This window comes from Marivirga sericea (genome assembly GCF_900177665.1).
Taxonomy (GTDB): Bacteria; Bacteroidota; Bacteroidia; order Cytophagales; family Cyclobacteriaceae; genus Marivirga; species Marivirga sericea.
Genome location: NZ_FXAW01000003.1, coordinates 71,069 through 88,394 on the forward strand (window position 1 = coordinate 71,069; position 17,326 = coordinate 88,394).

General features: G+C 34.6%; 15 protein-coding genes and 1 pseudogene. 2 read left to right on the plus strand and 14 right to left on the minus strand.

Annotated features, from left to right (window positions below):
- Nucleotides 1-10: 10 nt before the first annotated feature.
- Complete coding sequence (locus B9Y84_RS07940) at nucleotides 11-1,588, plus strand: SulP family inorganic anion transporter (RefSeq protein ID WP_176223746.1); 1,578 nt, start codon at nucleotides 11-13, stop codon at nucleotides 1,586-1,588.
- Between the two features lie 8 nt (nucleotides 1,589-1,596).
- Nucleotides 1,597-2,229, plus strand: a complete 633-nt coding sequence (locus B9Y84_RS20580; protein WP_176223747.1) for a carbonic anhydrase — start codon at nucleotides 1,597-1,599, stop codon at nucleotides 2,227-2,229.
- Nucleotides 2,230-2,283: 54 nt separating this feature from the next.
- Here B9Y84_RS20580 and B9Y84_RS07945 read toward each other — a convergent pair whose 3' ends face one another.
- The 14 genes and pseudogenes from B9Y84_RS07945 to B9Y84_RS20585 all read right to left on the minus strand — a co-directional run.
- Nucleotides 2,284-2,904, minus strand: a complete 621-nt coding sequence (locus B9Y84_RS07945; RefSeq protein WP_394334690.1) for a protein-L-isoaspartate(D-aspartate) O-methyltransferase — start codon at nucleotides 2,902-2,904, stop codon at nucleotides 2,284-2,286.
- A gap of 222 nt (nucleotides 2,905-3,126) precedes the next feature.
- A complete protein-coding gene (locus B9Y84_RS07950) occupies nucleotides 3,127-3,864 on the minus strand; it encodes a phenylalanine 4-monooxygenase (protein WP_085516563.1) in 738 nt (245 codons plus the stop codon).
- Between the two features lie 235 nt (nucleotides 3,865-4,099).
- Nucleotides 4,100-4,240: pseudogene (locus B9Y84_RS20835) on the minus strand (DNA polymerase III subunit beta); the annotation flags it as partial.
- 7 nt (nucleotides 4,241-4,247) lie between these two features.
- On the minus strand, nucleotides 4,248-6,620 hold the full coding sequence (locus tag B9Y84_RS07955; protein WP_085516564.1) for a TonB-dependent receptor: 2,373 nt from the start codon (nucleotides 6,618-6,620) through the stop codon (nucleotides 4,248-4,250).
- Between the two features lie 7 nt (nucleotides 6,621-6,627).
- Nucleotides 6,628-7,533 carry a DUF4249 family protein gene (locus tag B9Y84_RS07960; protein ID WP_085516565.1) on the minus strand — a complete coding sequence of 302 codons (906 nt, stop codon included), beginning with the start codon at nucleotides 7,531-7,533 and terminating at the stop codon, nucleotides 6,628-6,630.
- A gap of 4 nt (nucleotides 7,534-7,537) precedes the next feature.
- On the minus strand, nucleotides 7,538-8,437 hold the full coding sequence (locus B9Y84_RS07965; RefSeq protein ID WP_085516566.1) for a hypothetical protein: 900 nt from the start codon (nucleotides 8,435-8,437) through the stop codon (nucleotides 7,538-7,540).
- A gap of 787 nt (nucleotides 8,438-9,224) precedes the next feature.
- Nucleotides 9,225-10,349: a DNA polymerase III subunit beta gene (gene dnaN / locus B9Y84_RS07970; RefSeq protein WP_085516567.1), complete on the minus strand. Its 1,125-nt coding sequence runs from the start codon at nucleotides 10,347-10,349 to the stop codon at nucleotides 9,225-9,227.
- A 230-nt stretch (nucleotides 10,350-10,579) separates the two neighbouring features.
- Entirely contained in the window at nucleotides 10,580-11,509 is a 930-nt protein-coding gene (locus tag B9Y84_RS07975) for a hypothetical protein (RefSeq protein ID WP_139827983.1), read from the minus strand.
- Nucleotides 11,502-13,193, minus strand: coding sequence for a gliding motility-associated ABC transporter substrate-binding protein GldG (gene gldG, locus B9Y84_RS07980; protein WP_085516569.1), 1,692 nt, complete (start codon nucleotides 13,191-13,193; stop codon nucleotides 11,502-11,504). The genes B9Y84_RS07975 and gldG overlap by 8 nt, the downstream gene beginning before the upstream one ends.
- Nucleotides 13,181-13,915: a gliding motility-associated ABC transporter permease subunit GldF gene (gldF, locus tag B9Y84_RS07985; RefSeq protein ID WP_085516570.1), complete on the minus strand. Its 735-nt coding sequence runs from the start codon at nucleotides 13,913-13,915 to the stop codon at nucleotides 13,181-13,183. The genes gldG and gldF overlap by 13 nt, the downstream gene beginning before the upstream one ends.
- 4 nt (nucleotides 13,916-13,919) lie before the next feature.
- Nucleotides 13,920-14,828, minus strand: a complete 909-nt coding sequence (gldA, locus tag B9Y84_RS07990) for a gliding motility-associated ABC transporter ATP-binding subunit GldA (protein WP_085516571.1) — start codon at nucleotides 14,826-14,828, stop codon at nucleotides 13,920-13,922.
- A gap of 264 nt (nucleotides 14,829-15,092) precedes the next feature.
- Entirely contained in the window at nucleotides 15,093-16,220 is a 1,128-nt protein-coding gene (locus B9Y84_RS07995; RefSeq protein WP_085516572.1) for a site-2 protease family protein, read from the minus strand.
- Nucleotides 16,217-16,849 carry an HAD family hydrolase gene (locus B9Y84_RS08000; RefSeq protein WP_085516573.1) on the minus strand — a complete coding sequence of 211 codons (633 nt, stop codon included), beginning with the start codon at nucleotides 16,847-16,849 and terminating at the stop codon, nucleotides 16,217-16,219. Before B9Y84_RS08000 ends, B9Y84_RS07995 begins: the two co-directional genes overlap by 4 nt.
- 69 nt (nucleotides 16,850-16,918) lie before the next feature.
- Nucleotides 16,919-17,326: T9SS type A sorting domain-containing protein (locus B9Y84_RS20585; protein WP_176223748.1), on the minus strand; the 408-nt coding region annotated here is incomplete at its 5' end.

Sequence of the window (17,326 nt, forward strand, 5' to 3'; positions counted from 1 at the left end):
TGATTAAACAATGAGTGAATCAAAATTTTCAACATATACAGGAATAACATTTAAACATTTTAAAAATGACTCCCTTTCCAGTATAGTAGTATTTTTAGTTGCAATGCCGCTATGCCTCGGGATTGCGTTAGCCTCAGGAGCACCTCTATTTTCTGGATTAGTAACTGGAATAGTAGGGGGAATAGTCGTGGCACTTTTAAGTGGCAGTCAATTGGCAGTTTCTGGACCTGCTGCAGGTCTAGCAGTTATCGTCTATGACGCCATCGCAGACATCGGTTTCTTTGAAGGGTTTTTGGTAGCTGTGGTTCTAGCTGGTGTTATCCAACTCTTATTAGGTTTCCTTAAAGCCGGAACCATAGGGAATTACTTCCCATCTTCTGTCATAAAAGGAATGCTAGCGGCAATAGGTATTCTACTAATTATCAAGCAAATACCACATGTTTTTGGGTATGATGAAGACTATTTGGGAGATTTGGATTTTTGGCAAAATAATGATGAAAACGCATTAACTGCACTAGTTTCAGCCTTTCAAAATATAGAGTTCACAGCTTTCATCATTTCCGTCATTTCTTTGATTATCCTAATTGGTTGGAGCTACATAAAGAATAACACAATCAAGTCAATCCCTGCTCCTTTGGTAGTGGTCTTTGTGGGAGTTGGAATTAATGCTTTATTTATAGCTATGGGCAATGGAATGGCATTATCACAAGAGCACTTAGTGACCATTCCAGTTTTAGGAGAAAACACTTCTTTTGAAGAACTATTTGTGTTCCCGGATTGGTCTGTATTATCCAACCCAACCATTTATACGGTAGCTATTACCATTGCTATTGTAGCAAGTTTAGAAACACTGCTAAGTGTTGAGGCTGTAGATAAATTAGATCCGCAAAAACGCCGGACTCCGCTAAACAAAGAATTAAAAGCTCAAGGTATTGGTAATATCCTTGCTGGTCTAATAGGGGGTTTACCAATGACTGCAGTAATAGTCAGAGGTACAGTTAATATCAATTCAGGCGCGAAAACAAAATTATCCGCTTTCTTACATGGAGTACTTCTAATAGTAGCTATCCTCATCATTCCTACTATTTTGAATATGATACCATATGCAAGTTTAGCTGCTATATTACTATTCACAGGATATAAATTAGCAAATGTAAATCTGATGAAGGAAATGTATAAAGTTGGACCAACCCAGTTTTATCCTTTTGTCATTACCATTGTTGCGATAGTATTTACCGATCTATTAGTAGGAATTATAATAGGATTATTGGCCGGATTCTTAAATATATTGCTCAAAAACATGAAAAATACCTATTCATTCGATAAAGAATCTCATAAAGAAGGGGAGCCTATTCGGTTAGTTTTATCAGATGAAGTTTCTTTCTTGAATAAGGCGAGCATGGTTAAAACACTTGATCAAATACCTGAAAATGCGAAAGTAATTATTGACGCTAGAAAGTCAAAATTCATAGATTTTGACGTTATTGAAGCGATAGAATTATTCACAAACGAAGGTGCCCAATACAAAAACATTGAGGTTGAACTGCTTGGCTTCGATGAATTTCACAAAAAGTACAGTTTTAAATAAATACCACGATGGAACAACAATCATATTCAAGATTATTTGAAAACAATAAAAAATGGGTTGAAGAGAAATTGAATCTTGACCCGCATTATTTTGAAAATCACGCCAAAGGTCAGAAGCCTAAATACCTTTACATAGGCTGTTCAGACAGTCGTTTACCAGTAAATGAAATGACTGGAACTTCTGCAGGTGAATTATTTATTCATAGGAATGTAGCTAATATGGTGGTACATACTGACAACAACTTGATGTCAGTATTGCAATATGCCATTCAAGTTCTAAAAGTAGAACATGTTGTGGTGTGTGGCCACTATGGTTGTGGAGGTGTTGCTGCTGCTATCGAGAACAAGAGCCTAGGACTTATCGATTCTTGGTTAATGAACATTAAAGAAAGTTATCAAAAAAATAGAGCCTTTGTAGACAAAGCCGAAAGCAAAGAGCAAAAGGTGAATAGATTAGTGGAAAGCAATGTAAAAGAACAAGTTTATAATTTGTTCAAAACAAGCTATGTCCAGGAGGGTATCAGAACGCAAGGTTTACAAATCCATGGATGGGTGTATGACTTAAAAGAAGGCCTACTAAAAGATTTGAATGTGAAAATCGACAAGGATTTCGATGAAAAATCAGTTTACGATTTCCATTAATAAATAACATCCTGAAAATAACGTATTAGAAAAGTTATTTTCAGGATTTCTTGCTCAATTCCAACCTTCATCTCCTTTCAGAGGAACAAAACTAAAATCAGCAAACACCTCTTTGCTAATTTCCTTTTCGGTAGTTTTCGTCAGTCTAAGCATTTGCTGCTTATTATTATCGCCAACCGGAATAACCAAGCAACCGCCTACCTTTAATTGGGCTATCAATGAATTGGGAACTGTTGGAGCTCCGGCAGTCACAATTATTTTATCAAAAGGTTCATGAATTGCTAAGCCTTTGGAACCATCTCCCTGAAAAAAACTAATTTTATAACCGAGCTTGGGCAGAAAGGCACTAGTCCTTTCATAAAGCGCTTGTTGATATTCAATCGTATAAAGCTTTGCTCCCAAATCATGAAGCACCATAGCTTGATAACCCGAACCAGTTCCAATTTCTAGAACTTTATCTCCTGCTTGAACATTAAGCAACTGCGACTGAAAAGCAACGGTGTAGGGCTGTGATATGGTTTGACCATGGCCAATTGGAAAGGCTTTATCTTGGTAGGCATGTTCTAAAAAAGCATTCTCAAAGAAAATATGACGAGGAATTTTACCCATAACTTCTAAAACTCGTGCCGATTCTATCCCTTTATCGCGAAGCTTTTGAATGAGTCTTCTTCGCATGCCTTGATGTTTATAACTGTCCTCCACCATATTTCAAACTTAGGAAAAATTAAGGATAGAGAGCGAGGAAAAATAAAAATAAAACACCTTAAAAATAAAAACCTTCCAAGTTTAATAAACTTGGAAGGTTCTTTCACTAGCCACTGCAAATGCTTTCCGGTGAATACATAGGCACCGGTGGATATTCGTGCAACTTTTATGCTACTGCCTAAAGTAATATTCTTAAGGGATACTAACAGGTTCCTTTTTCAATCTGTCTTCTATTACTTTCTCAATATGTGGAAGTGAACTGTACAATTGCTCGTAATCGTCAATGATGAAGTATTTCGTCTGGAATTTATCCTTCCTATAACTGCTATCAATAATAGCTTCTACATTATAATCAAAGTGCTCCGGTTCATCTGAAATAGAAAATTTAGTTTCTCCTGGAGAGGAAATAATTCCTGCTCCGTAGATTCTTAAGTCACCATCTTCTCTAATTAAGCCAAATTCAATCGTAAACCAATAAATTCTACTTAATAAATGGATTGCCCAGTCATCATCTAAATGTTTCAATCCTATTTTAGCTAAGCCTTGCAAGAAATCTACAAAGGGTTGATTAGCTAGCAAGGGGATATGTCCAAACACATCATGAAACATATCAGGCTCTTCTAAATAATCCAATTGTTCTCTGGTTCTCAACCAGGTAGTGGCAGGAAAAATTCTATTGCTCAAGAGTTCAAAGAATTTATCATCATCTACTATGCCTGGTACAGCAGCAACTTGCCATCCTGTAAGCTCTTTCAAGTATTTATTAGTTTCCTTGAAATTAGGGATAGCTTTTTCTGTAAAATGAATTTTATCAATTCCATCCACAAACTCTTTAGTGGCTACTTTTTTGATGTTTTGAAATTGTCTTCCGAAAAGGATGCCCCAAACTTCTTGGTCTTCGGTTGTGTAATTGTCATAAATTTGCTCCATGGTATTAGTAATTAATTTTTAATGTTAGTGTTTAAAATTTGGACATAAAAAAAGCCCGATTCCATTGGAACCGGGCTTGGTATATTTTCTATTTGAAATATGTCTTACATCATATGCATAACACTACCATTACCGATTCCTTTCGGGGCTTGATAATAGTAATAATATGTATTGTGCGTAAAATTCATTTTTTCAAAAGTATAAGGTAATTATTTAAAAACAAAGAAAAACTTAATTAAACGTAATTATTTAACTTTACCGGCATTACCAATAATAAGATATCTTCGTTCTTGTCCATATCTGATGGGAACAATAAACCAGCTTTATTTGGCGCTGACATGTAAATGCTCACTTCTTTGCTATCTAGGTTATTAACATCTAGATTAAAAACTAAAAGTGTAACTAAAAGAAGGAAGAAAAGGGAACAGACTTTGTTGTTTCAAAGATAATTGGCCCTCAATATCATCTCTTTGTAAAAAATAAAAATATGGATTTTTACGATTATACACATTAAAGATGCTGACGTTCCATATCCTTTCACCTTTTCGCTTTTGTTTAATGAAATTTATGCCAATATCTAGGCGGTGATAATCTCCCATTCTAAAATTATTGATACCCTCGTAGATGAATATATTATTCATAAAATTCGGATTATTATCATGAGGAACCTGATACTTTCCTATGGGTAAAGTAATCGGAGCACCAGATGTATAATTCCAAGTTGCTGAGAAATTTACGCCTTCTTTTACCTTAAATACTACAACAAAATCTACAGCATGCCTTCTGTCAAACTGGAACGGAAATTCTTCCCCTCCATTAATCTCGTCAAACTGACGTAGGGATTTTGACAGGGTATAAGTGGTCCAGGCTTGATATTTTGGCTTATTTACTTCAATCATTAACTCTGCACCGTAAGCTCTTCCTCTACCCACATTAATGTTCTCTTCTATGAAATTTGGTTGAGTTTCAAACAACAAGCCTATCTCCTGTCGTGGCATTACCAAGTTCGAATATTTCTTATAGTAAAACATACCCGATATTTTAAATTCCTGAGATCGGAAATTTTTAATATAACCTACATTTAATTGTTGAGACTGTGAAGGTTTGATACTTTCGCTTGACGGCAACCAGATATTAATTGGTGAAGTCAAACCAGTACTGCTCAATAGATGAATATTTTGATTCATTAAGGCATAGGAAAAACTGAAAACATTTCCCTCATTAGCTTTAAATATCATATTAAATCTAGGTTCGGGTAATAGGTAAGTCTTTTTTTCAACAGCAAGCATTCCTAATCTTAGTCCGGGGCTAATAGTAAGATTTTTATAAAGGTCCCAGTCAACATGCGCATAAAAATTACTTTCATATGCACGAATAGAGCTTCTCAGATAGTTAGAATCTATTACTACATTACTATTCTCAGACTTAAACTCACTTAATTGATTCGGAAGATAAAAGTGATAGGTTTGGTGCAAACCAAAGTTTAAGGACAAATTTGTTTTTAGAAAATATTCGTAATCTAATTTTAACAAAATATCGTCAATGCGGGAAGTCGAGATGCTTTCATTCACAATTTCCGGACTATTACCGCTATACTTTATTCCATTTGTAAACCTATAATTTAAAAAAGCCAGTGTAAAATTACTAAATAATTTAGGTGAATAAATATGATTCCATCTCATCGAAACAAATTTATTTCCCCATTTTTGATAATTCTTTGAAATATTACCTTCTGATTTGTTTTTAATTATATTGCCATCATCACCAGCATAAATACTTAAATAAATTTTATTGTTATCATTCCAAACGTGGTTGATCTTTGCATTTAGATCGTAAAAGCTGTAACCAAGAGAAGTACCGTCAAAAAGCAATTTACTTAAAGGGCGCGTTATCAAATCATACATAAATCTACGACCAGATATAAAAAATGATGTTTTCTCATTTTTAATTGGCCCTTGATAACTGACGCTAGACGAAATCAATCCAATTTTCGCCTTTCCTTTTTGGGTTTGTCTATCTCCCTCCAAGGTATTTACGTCTAAGACTGAAGAAAGCCTGTTACCATATTTAGCAGGAAACCCACCTTTGAACAAATCAAAATTATTAATTGCATCCGAATTGAAAATTGAAACAAACCCTCCCAAATGATTAACATAATAAAGTGGGACATTATCCAGCATTATGAGATTTTCAAAATTACTACCGCCTCTGACAGAAAAATCACTACTACCCTCACTGGTAGCTGTTACTCCTGGTAGAAACTGAATAGATCTAAGCACATCTGGTTCACCTCCCAACGCTGGCAACTGATTTATTGTCCTGCTTTCCAAACTCATTAGATTTGCACCGTAGAGCTTATGAGCATTAAAATCATTTTTACTGTATACTACTACTTCATTTAGAAACCCTTTTGGTTTAAGATGAAAATTGATTCTTTTTGAGCCCTTTGGAATCGCTATAATTGTATCCAAGTATTTGTATGCTGAGTGATTTATTTGAAGTAGCAAACTAACTGAATTATTAATTTCAAGAGTATAAAAACCATACTGATTGGAAACCGAAAAATTACCGGACTCTTTATCATATACAGTTGCCCCAATTATCAATTCTCCTGTTGATGAATCCTTAATAAAGCCACTAATAGTATTAACTTGTGCAGTCAGTTCTGTAGGGATTAAAACTATACATATCCATAGAGCTAAAAAAACTAAATAATTTTTAGCATGATGCCACTGTAGAATTACTTTACAACTCATGAGCTTACTATTGTATTTTATTAACTGTATCCAAAACTATATTGGTGGCTCCGAGAACTCCATAGCCATTTATAATATTGGAGTACACATCATTTATTTGATCAAAACCGTCAACGATATCTGGCGACTGCGTTTCAAGATGTTTGAACAAGGATTTCTTATAGAGATATAAATCTTCGGTTATAGATTTACATTCAACAATTAGTTTGTAATCATAATCCACCGGACCATTTTCAAAAAAGCTAACTCTGTAATAATAAATACTGATAGTTTGGCGGGTTTTATTAAACAGCCGATTTGAAAAAACGATACTATATGGAGCAAACCTTTCTATATCTTCAGCAATTATAATTGGGTGTGAATTAAAACCATAAAAAATACTACCCGGATAGGGTTCCCCATTAGGGTAGTACAGATCATAAAAAGCTGAAAGTTCAACTTCGTAGAATCTGGGTTTATTTAAAGAGTCGTTAATTACAAATTCCACTCTGCTTACTGGTCCGAATTCACTGATGAAAACAGAATCAGTAAATTTAATATCTTCTATAACAGGTGCTTCAGGTATCAAAGTAAAAGCTTCTGCTTCCTGATTATCACTACTTATTTTGAAATGATATGAAGAATTATTATTCGCTATGATATTTGTATTGAAATGTGTATCAGCCAAAATACTGGACTGAAAAACCAATTCATTATTTTCGAATAATTCTATATCAAGGTCTTCTGTCCCAATGTTTTCAGAAAGTAAATCAGACGACAAGCCAGCATAACCTTTAATTGTATCATTATCCGATACAACAGAATAAAGTACAATCTTACTAGAATGCTCGGGTAGTTGCACATCCACATCAGAAACACAAGAAAAAAGCAAGCCCGGTAAAAGGCTTACCAATAAAAGTAAATTTATTTTCATTTAATTAGCACGAGTCTGAAGGTCTACAGGAAATTGTTGCAAAAGCACCTGCACTAGTCAACAATTGCCCATCTGATGCAGCTACATAAACTCTAAAATTATAAGCTTTCAATCTTCTAGTACTAGCGTAAGGTTTAATTTTATAGCTCTGATTATAGCCCCCAGCTGAAGAGGAAACAGAATTCCCATAACAGTTTCTTTTATTTCTAAAGAAGATTGGGAAACCTTGAGTTTCTATATTCATATTTACAGCACCACCTCTACTATTCTTTCTTATTTTTCCAGTTACTGAATAATATATGCCTACTTTCAAATATCTTAGTCTATATTCAACAATACCTTGAGAAGAGCTCATTAATTCAATCCAATCGGAATTTTTAGAACTACAATAAGATAATCGTTGAGTATCATTTTCATCATATGACTCGTCAAATTCGATACTTAATACCTCATCTTCAAATGAATAAATTCTTGTAGGTTTTCTTAATTCCAGTTCTTCCTCATTCTGATAAACAAGAACAGTTTCATCATCAAAATTTAATTGAAATAATTTATTTTGAATTTGAATAACTCCGTCTTCGTTTAGCAATAAATAAATTATCTCATCTTCATCATCTTCTTCAATAAACCTTCTGTTATAATTTAGTTCTGAAAAAGATATGAAACTGTTATAAAAATTATAATCTGAGATTTCCTTCAGTTTATCTTCAGACTCGGCACTTATTAAGTTGTAGAAGTCTTCAAGATGATCAAATTCATATCTGTTATTAATTATCTTATAAATACTCTCATCCTTCTTTTTCAACTCTTCATTTACTTCTTCTGTACATGCTACTAGAAAAACAGTAGCAAATATTAATAATACTTGAGAAATTTTTATACGATTAAAAAATTTAGTCGTCATAATTGTTATTTTTATATTTACATTTTATTTCAATAGCCTCGCGCTTATGTCTTAATTTTGCGATTCAGCATAATGTGCGGGGCTTATTTTATGAAATTTATTATAGATGATTCCATTTTCACCTTGCAATAATTTTATCCTTGATAAAAAATTACATCTTAAAATTATTACTTATTTCCTTCACCTCCTTTCTGTGAAAAAAACGGTTTAATAATTTTAATTGAACTATTAAAATTTTCTCGAAAAAAAATATGTTATTGCGGGTAATCAAGCCTATAAAGTTTTAATGCCATGGTTCTAATTTGGGGTTGGCACTGAGTTTCAATATGTGAGATTCAAACTCGGTTAAAATATTTATACAATAGTAATCTATTTATTTAAATAAATCCAAATAAAGTACATGCTTATTACATATAAATCTTGAAAAAGATTGCAAGATTTATATTCTAACCGCAAGCCTTGACGCAACCGAATATAAGATTATCTCTAATACATGCCTCCTACGGCAATGGTGGCCGAAAAAGTTAGATTATACATATATCAGGAAATCAATAGAATCAGGTGCTCTTTTTTAAACATCTTAGGGAGAAATTTCAGATAAAATAAACCTTTCTAAAAATTGAATTCTACTTTTTGAAGCATACCTGATAATAGATGATCGAATCTACATCACAAGTACATGTGGAAAGAAATCTCATATTTTAAAGTTCTACAAACTGGCTTAAAACAAAAAAACCTCTGAAAGCAACTCCCAGAGGTTTAAATATCAAAAGTCTTTTATTTACCCTTAAACGTAATTATTCAACATTACCGGCATTACCAATAATAAAATATCTTCGTTCTCATCCATATCAGAAGGGAATAGTAATCCTGCTTTATTAGGAGCTGACATGTCAATGCTCACTTCTTTGCTATCTAAGTTATTCAACATCTCAACCAAAAACTTAGCATTGAATCCGATTTCAATATCATCTCCTTGATGCTCACAAGCCATAATCTCACTCGCTTCATTAGAGAAATCTAAATCCTCCGCAAAGATTTGCAATTCACTCCCATTGATTTTCAAACGAACCTGATGTGTCGTCTTATTCGCGTAAATGCTAATCCTTTTCAAAGAAGACATAAATTCCTGACGGTTGATCGTCAATTTGATATTGTTCTCCGCAGGAATTACATTTTCGTAATCAGGAAAACGCTCATCTACCAATCGGCAAATCAATTTAATATTATTGAATTTGAAATAAGCATTGGACATATTGAATTCCACTGCTACGTTCACATTTTCTGCCGGAAGGCTATTTTTTAATAATGATAATGCTTTTCTAGGAATGATGATCCCTGTACCTGAATCAGAAGCAACATCTACTCTTCTGTAACGAATTAATCTGTTACCATCTGTAGCAACAAAAGTAGTATTCGTTTCATCAAACTTAACGTAAACACCACCCATAGCTGGACGTAATTCATCATTACTAGTAGCATAAATCGTATGATTGATAGCGGTTGCCAAAACATCCGCTGAAATATCTACTGTATCAGGATTTTCTACTTCTTGTACTTTCGGGAAGTCAGTAGCATTTTCACCTGCTAATTTATAGCGTCCATTATCAGAGCTGATTTCGATACTATAGGTTTCTTCATCAATAGAGAAGGTCACAGGTTGCTCGGGAAGATTTTTTAAGGTATCCAGTAATATCCTTGCCGGTACTGCTATACTTCCATTCTCAGATGATTCTACATCGATCTCCGTGATCATAGAAGTCTGCAAATCTGAAGCCGTGATAGTTAACAGACCGTCTTGGATTTCAAATAAGAAATTCTCTAAAATAGGCACCATCGGGTTGGTTGAAATCACCCCATTGATGGATGAAATTTGTTTTAATAATGCAGATGAGGATACTAAAAATTTCATAGTTTTTTATTTAGGGCTCGCTTTCAAATAATTATCAAAAGCTTAGCTATAAACTTCTTGATTTTGTATTACCAACAAAGTTAAAAATTAATTTGCAAATCTATACTTTATAGTGCATTTCGCAAATAAAAAATTGCAAATGGAGAGGAATATGATATTGCAAATCAGATGATGAAGAGATTTAGCCTATTTCTTACTTTTAAAACCCTTAAGTTCTACAATTACAAATGTTAAAGCTTTTCAAGTTCAATCCACAGCTTTTCCATTCGCTCATTTCGGATTGCTGCCCATTCATTTCCATTAATATTTACTAAATAAGCATTAAAAGCAGGATTTTTGAAAAATTCCAGTTTCAGACTTTCATCTTTATCCAATGCTTCAATTTCGATTGTGCCCGCTTCCTCGAAGCTATTTTTTTTCTCAAGTGCAATATGACCCTCTGGTAAGAACTGATCTACAAAGAAATAATTAAAGCGCTCAACAAAATTCATCACCTCAGCAGTATCCGCTGTTTGATTCTGTATTCGCAAAAGTCTATCCTTATATTTAAACTCAACAGCTTTTCTATTAGGTCTGTCAATTTTCAAGCTGACCATATCTTGCCATATTCCATCGAATATTACTCGGTCGCGCCAGTCATTTTCAGACACTTCAAATATTCCCGCTACATAACTTTGGTAGCCAGGTAATTGCATAATGTACACATTCTCTCCACTTACAAAATAAGATTGCATAGATTGAAAATCCCCCCCCACTGTAAAAGAATTGATGATGCTTTCATTCCCGTAGATATTCACTTGAACACCAGAGTCTATCACATTTTTCTTTATTTCTGTTAGCTTCTCGCTAATAACAGGCCTTTGAATACTTACTTCTTCCAGTAATTTAAAAAACACTTGTTGCATAGAAGCATCCATTCTATACTCCTCATTGACCACCCAAGCATTTCCTTTCTTTTCTAATGTATTGGTAAAATCTTGTCCATCCAATTCTATCCTTGAAATAGCTTGATTTGCATTGTCAATAGCAAATAAATCCTTGTCAAAAGAAGTAGATTTTCTTTCATAAGGAATGTAGCTATAAGCCCATATGGATAGAATTACTAATACTACCAAAACAGACAGCAAAATAAAATTTTTTCTTGATTGAGATTTAGCCATTGAATCTTGCATACTTTCTCTTCCTCCAGTAGTTTCTTAAAATTCCAAATAGCACGATTAAAATGATCGGCAGCGCCACATTGACCAATTGTAACCACAATTTATCATCTGCTACTTTCACTTTATCAAGAGGTCTTATTTTCAACTCCTTATTTCGTGAAATAATCAGTCCATCTTCATCTAATAAATAATTTAGCATGTTAAAAATCAGCTGATCATTAGCAAAATTAGAAGGGTGATTGGCGTAGGGATCCACTCCCAAAGGAAAAGGTTGATTATTCTTTTTATTTATTTCGCTAAGTAATAGATCGCCATCCGAAGCCACTATGATTGAATTTTCAGAACTCCTATCTTTTCTTTTAGCGGCATTTTTCCCCTTAGGTGGTAGTCGATTTTGATAAGCTGAATTAAATTTTCCCTCTAATAAATAGGTGACGGGGACATTTTTCAGATCAAAGTTTTCTGGCTTCATTTCTTGCTTCAAATTTTCAAAGCTGATATGAATCGGGCCTTTTAGTTTTCGAGTATAATCAGAAGTAAATATCAAAGGCGTTTTTTGGATCCCACTTGATGCTACAGTATCTATGGAACTGACGAACTTTCCATAGACTGCATTCATATTTCTTACAATCGGGTGATCGGCATATTTATTCAAAATGATATAATAAGGCCATGGTAAAAGTTGAATTTGAGGATCTTTACCCAAGTTTCCCGTTACGATGGGAAAGTTCCCGCTATTGACATCTTGCAATACGTCATTATTCACTCGCACTCCGTATTTAAACAGCAAATCAGCTAAACCTGTTTCTACAGGGAGTGCCATAGCACCGTACTCTTTGATAGAATCCACATCCATTTTTAATCCATCAAGGAAGAACAAGCTCTTGCCTCCGTTCATAATATATTGATCAATATCATATAACTCCCCATTACTAAAATCCTCGGTTGGTTTTAGAAATATTGTGGCATCGAATTGAGTTATCCTGTCCGTATTCTGAACAAGAATCAAATCATACTTGCTCGTTACTGCATCATTTAGTCCTTTTAAAACATTGCCTGAAGGGCTTCCACTGCCTTGAAAAAGTGCTATCCTTTTTCTTTCTTTAGTGGACAGACTTTTGATGGTAGAGGCCAATTCATATTCCAAAGTTTCAATGGATTGCGTAATGGCCTGCCCAGCTCCTGCTGCATTATTGCCGTTCAATAAAATGACCGGCATGCTTCTTTCACCATAAGAGATTTCCGCTCCCGGAAATATCAATTTTTGCGACTTCTTTCCATCGGAATTATCAAAAACTGTAGTAGGCTGAATACCCTTATCGATCAAATAACGATAAAATTCATTCCGCGAATTGGCTGAGTTCGCTTCATCCGGATTGATGAAACTGTATTGCAAATTACCATAAGCATAAGTTTTGAATTGTTCAAGGGTCTGCTTAATAGCCGTTTGTAAACGCGTAAATTCCGCATTAATGTCACCAGCCAAATAGACCTCCACATATACTGGCTCATCCAGATTTTGCAACATGCTAATAGTAGCCTGGTTCATAGAATAACGCTTTTCTTCCGTCATATCATATCGGAAGATCTGGTGGCGAAAAACCAAATTCACCAAGATCACCACCATGACAATTATGAAAAACTTGAGCGTATGTTCTGTTGACTTCCTCTTTAAGAATTCCATTTTCGCAATTTTAAAACCCAAAAAGTAGCTGATAAGAACAATGCCGTAACGGATACAAAATATATCACATCTCGTAAATCGATCACTCCTTTGCCGAGTGAGTCATAATGAGCCAACATCCCGACCTTTTCTATCTGCATTCCCGAATTAGCAAAAAAGGCCAAATCACTTATTGATGAAAACCCGATAAAAGCGATGAAGCTAATAAATACAGCAATAATGAAAGCCACAATCTGATTCTCAGATAAAGAAGATGCGAAAATTCCAATCCCAGTATAAGCTGAAGCTAAAAACAATAGTCCTATATAAGCTCCCACGATTCCTGCTGAATCGATATTTCCAACAGGATTACCGAGATAAGACAAAGAAAAGTAATAAACTAAAGTGGGGATTAATGAAATCACAACTAGCACCAAACCAGCTAAATACTTACCCATCACCAATTTGAACTCCGTGATCGGTTTTGTCATGAGCAGCTCGAAAGTTCCGCTTTTAGTCTCTTCCGCTAATGCTTTCATAGTGATAGCGGGAATTAAAAACATCAAAACATAAGGTGCTAAATTGAAGAAGATGCCCATATCAGCATAGCCGTATTCGAAAATGGCGGTATCAGGAAAAACCCATACCAATAAGCCCATACTGACTAAAAAAACGCCCATCACCAGATAGGCAATGAGAGAATTTAAAAAGCTATTGATTTCTTTGTTAAAAACACTCCACATAAGCTCAGTTATTTTGCGTGAGTTTGTGAAACACTTCTTCCATATTGCCTTTTTCTAGTGAAATCCCTACTAAATCGACATCATTTTGAGTAGCCCATTTAAAGATGTCTTTTCGAATATCTCTTGTTGCTTCCAATAAATATTCTGTTTCTGTTACAAGCTTCAAGCTATTCACTTCTTGATGAGTGGTCCAAAATGACAAATCAGCATGTTTTTCGAGCTCAATTTTAATTGTAAATTTCTCTTTCTCCTCAGTTAATTCGCTTACAGCCTGGTCAGCAACGAGCTTTCCTTCTTTAATTATGATGGCTCTATTGCAAAGGGCTTGCACTTCTTGCATGATATGCGTACTTAGCAATACCGTTTTATCTTGACTAATGGACAAAATCAGATTTCTAATTTCTATGATTTGATTAGGATCTAAGCCGGTAGTTGGCTCATCCAAAATCAAGACCGATGGATCATGTACCAATGCTTGAGCTAAACCTACTCTTTGTCGATATCCTTTTGATAAAGTCCCAATCTGCTTGTTTTGCTCTTTTTTCAATCCGCACAAGTCTACTAATTCTGAAACTCTATTTTTTAATTTCTTTCCTGATAAACCATAAATCCCTCCACAGAAGCGCAGAAATTCATGTACGTACATATCTAAATACAAAGGATTATGTTCAGGCAGATAACCAATATGCTTTTTAACCTCTAGTGGTTGCAAGGCTACATCAATTCCATCCACCTCCACTTGTCCCGAATCAGCAGGCAATGTGCCTGTTATCATTTTCATGGTCGTAGACTTACCTGCACCATTAGGACCCAAAAACCCCACAATATTCCCTTTCTTAATTTCAAAAGAAACATTATTCACTGCTGTTTGTGAACCGAAATTTTTAGTAAGATCTCTTACGAGTATGGACATTCAGAACTTTAGGATTTTGCTAATTAAACGAACGCAAAAATAGTGTATTAATTATGAAAAATTCAAGTTTCACGCTTTGTCTTAATTTCTTTAAACACCAAAGATGCTATTTAAAAATCTTGCAAAGCCATAGAGGCGCAAAGTTTACGCTAAGAAAAATGAAGTAAAACAATTAAACATCTACTTGTGATCATTTCATTCAAATTTTTGCGTTACGAGATCATGACGACTTCGCATGAGTCACCTTTTCTGCTTGGCCGAAATCTACTCCAAAACCAAAGGCTCGAAACTATAGCAGATGACGAAAATAATCAAACAAATCCAGCCCAATACTTTGCGACCAGTACTAAGTGGAGTATCGTCAGGAGCTACTGGGTGTTTGACTCCAATTAATCTCCCCAAGAGAAATACAAACAATAAGTAGCCTGAAAATCCCGTAACTGAAGGAAATAGATAAGATGTTAAATATTGCATAGCAAACATACTTACTGCAATCATCAAAGTAGTGGATTGCTGTAAGCCTAAACCCTTAAATGAAAAATATAAAAAGCCAACATATAGCGCACTATATAAAGCAAAAGTGCCAAGGTCAGTACCAGCTGTAATCAATCCAAGCCCTGCAACAAATGTAAAAATCATATACAGAGAGAAAGCTATATACTGATGATTTTTAGCTCCGAACAAGCCATAAATCACATGCCCCCCATCTAGCTGGCCAATCGGAATTAAATTTAGTGCTGTGAAAAATAATGCTAAAAACCCGGCAAATAAATAGGGGTAATGAACTATTTCTCTGTGATTAGGTAATTTTTCCGGGTCGGCAATGTTATTTTCAAACCAACTAAATAACAGACTATTTCCTAGGCTAATACTTGCCATTTCTTGGTCATCATACACATGATCAGCATAATCTAGCCCGTACTGTTCATATTCTGGATGGATTTCAAAAATATACTCTGGCTCAGGCAAATGAGTAAATCCGTAAAACAAAACACCCAAAGCCACTACGAATCCGGCAATAGGTCCAGCAATACCAATATCAAAAAACTGCTTTCTGGATTTAATTGGGCCTACAATTCTAATTAATGCTCCCATGGTTCCGAAAGATACCGAAGGTAAAAAACCTAACCAAAGTGGAATATAATTTGGTAAGCTAACTTCTACTTTATGATATTTGGCAGTAAAAAAATGACCAAACTCATGAACTGTTAGTATCAAAAGGAATGGGATAGAATATTCCATTCCAGCCATAAAATCAGACCAAGAATAATCAGGAGAATAAAAAATAATTCGATTCGTCACCCATTCAGAACCCGCCAGTGTGGTCGTGATGAAGGTTAATACAAAGAGTAAAATCTTTTTTGCGTAGTAACGCTTATTTTTCTCGATCATATGTCGGATAATTTATTCTCTAATAAATGCATAAACCCACCATTTCTTGGAATATGCAGTGTATGAATCCCCAATTGTGAAGCAGAATTCAAATTTTGAATTCCATCATCCATAAACAGCGCTTCGTTGGCTTGTGTTTTGGCTAAGCTTAAAACATTCTCATATATTTCTCGATCTGGCTTTCTCTGGTTTAATTCATGAGAAAAATAAACCTCATGAAAAAGCTCCTTCAAATGTTGATATGGAAAGGAATCCGATAATATCTTGTGAAATGCCCTTTCATGGATAGCATTCGTATTGCTCAATACTATGCATTTATAATTCTGTAGTAGATACCTAATTGATTCAATTCTTTCAGCAGTAATTTCGCCTAACATTGCATTCCATGCTGAATTAATTTCATAGTCGCTAACTTTCAACTTGAATTGATCTCTTAAACTCTGACGAAAGTCAGCATCCGAAATCAGACCTTTTTCATATTGTTTAAAAACGTCCGCTGATAAATAGGCGCTTTCGACTTCTTTTTCAGATAATCCTGACAATTCAGAAAAAGCTACAATAGTTTTTTCTACATAGAGATTAATAATTACACCTCCTAAATCGAAAATGATTGTTCTAATTTTTTGCAATAGCCTAAATTATTTTTGAGATGCAAATATGGCTGAAAGGCTTCCTAAATCAAAATTCAAATATTAACACTATTGAACTACAAACCGGTGAGAACTTTCATTACCATTACTGTAGCTAATCTGCAAAAAATAAGTCCCTGACTTTAAACTACTCGGAAGGTTTACTTCAATTCTGCTTTCACTAAAGTAAATATTTTCCCATTCAATTTGTTTTCCAGCTTGGTTAAAAATACGAATGAATTTTAAATCAGCCTTACTACTTTCTGCTATCCTTAACCTAAAGGAGTAATCACCTCTCAGAGGGTTAGGATAAATTTTTTGATTGAGAATGGAATCAAGCTTAAGATTAACGATAGGCTCTTCCACATTTTTATCTCCATCTCCTTCATTGTTATCATCTCCTTCGTCTCCATCATCGTCACCTCCATCTCCTTCGCCTTCATCATCATCTCCTTCGCCTCCATCATCTTCTCCTCC

Bases quoted from the DNA above. Each gene is read 5' to 3' on its own strand.
- B9Y84_RS07940 (WP_176223746.1), top strand. From the start codon at position 11: ATGAGTGAATCAAAATTTTCAACATATACAGGAATAACATTTAAACAT.
- B9Y84_RS20580 (WP_176223747.1), top strand. From the start codon at position 1,597: ATGGAACAACAATCATATTCAAGATTATTTGAAAACAATAAAAAATGG.
- B9Y84_RS07945 (WP_394334690.1), bottom strand. From the start codon at position 2,904: ATGCGAAGAAGACTCATTCAAAAGCTTCGCGATAAAGGGATAGAATCG.
- B9Y84_RS07950 (WP_085516563.1), bottom strand. From the start codon at position 3,864: ATGGAGCAAATTTATGACAATTACACAACCGAAGACCAAGAAGTTTGG.
- B9Y84_RS07955 (WP_085516564.1), bottom strand. From the start codon at position 6,620: ATGAGTTGTAAAGTAATTCTACAGTGGCATCATGCTAAAAATTATTTA.
- B9Y84_RS07960 (WP_085516565.1), bottom strand. From the start codon at position 7,533: ATGAAAATAAATTTACTTTTATTGGTAAGCCTTTTACCGGGCTTGCTT.
- B9Y84_RS07965 (WP_085516566.1), bottom strand. From the start codon at position 8,437: ATGACGACTAAATTTTTTAATCGTATAAAAATTTCTCAAGTATTATTA.
- dnaN (WP_085516567.1), bottom strand. From the start codon at position 10,349: ATGAAATTTTTAGTATCCTCATCTGCATTATTAAAACAAATTTCATCC.
- B9Y84_RS07975 (WP_139827983.1), bottom strand. From the start codon at position 11,509: ATGGCTAAATCTCAATCAAGAAAAAATTTTATTTTGCTGTCTGTTTTG.
- gldG (WP_085516569.1), bottom strand. From the start codon at position 13,193: ATGGAATTCTTAAAGAGGAAGTCAACAGAACATACGCTCAAGTTTTTC.
- gldF (WP_085516570.1), bottom strand. From the start codon at position 13,915: ATGTGGAGTGTTTTTAACAAAGAAATCAATAGCTTTTTAAATTCTCTC.
- gldA (WP_085516571.1), bottom strand. From the start codon at position 14,828: ATGTCCATACTCGTAAGAGATCTTACTAAAAATTTCGGTTCACAAACA.
- B9Y84_RS07995 (WP_085516572.1), bottom strand. From the start codon at position 16,220: ATGATCGAGAAAAATAAGCGTTACTACGCAAAAAAGATTTTACTCTTT.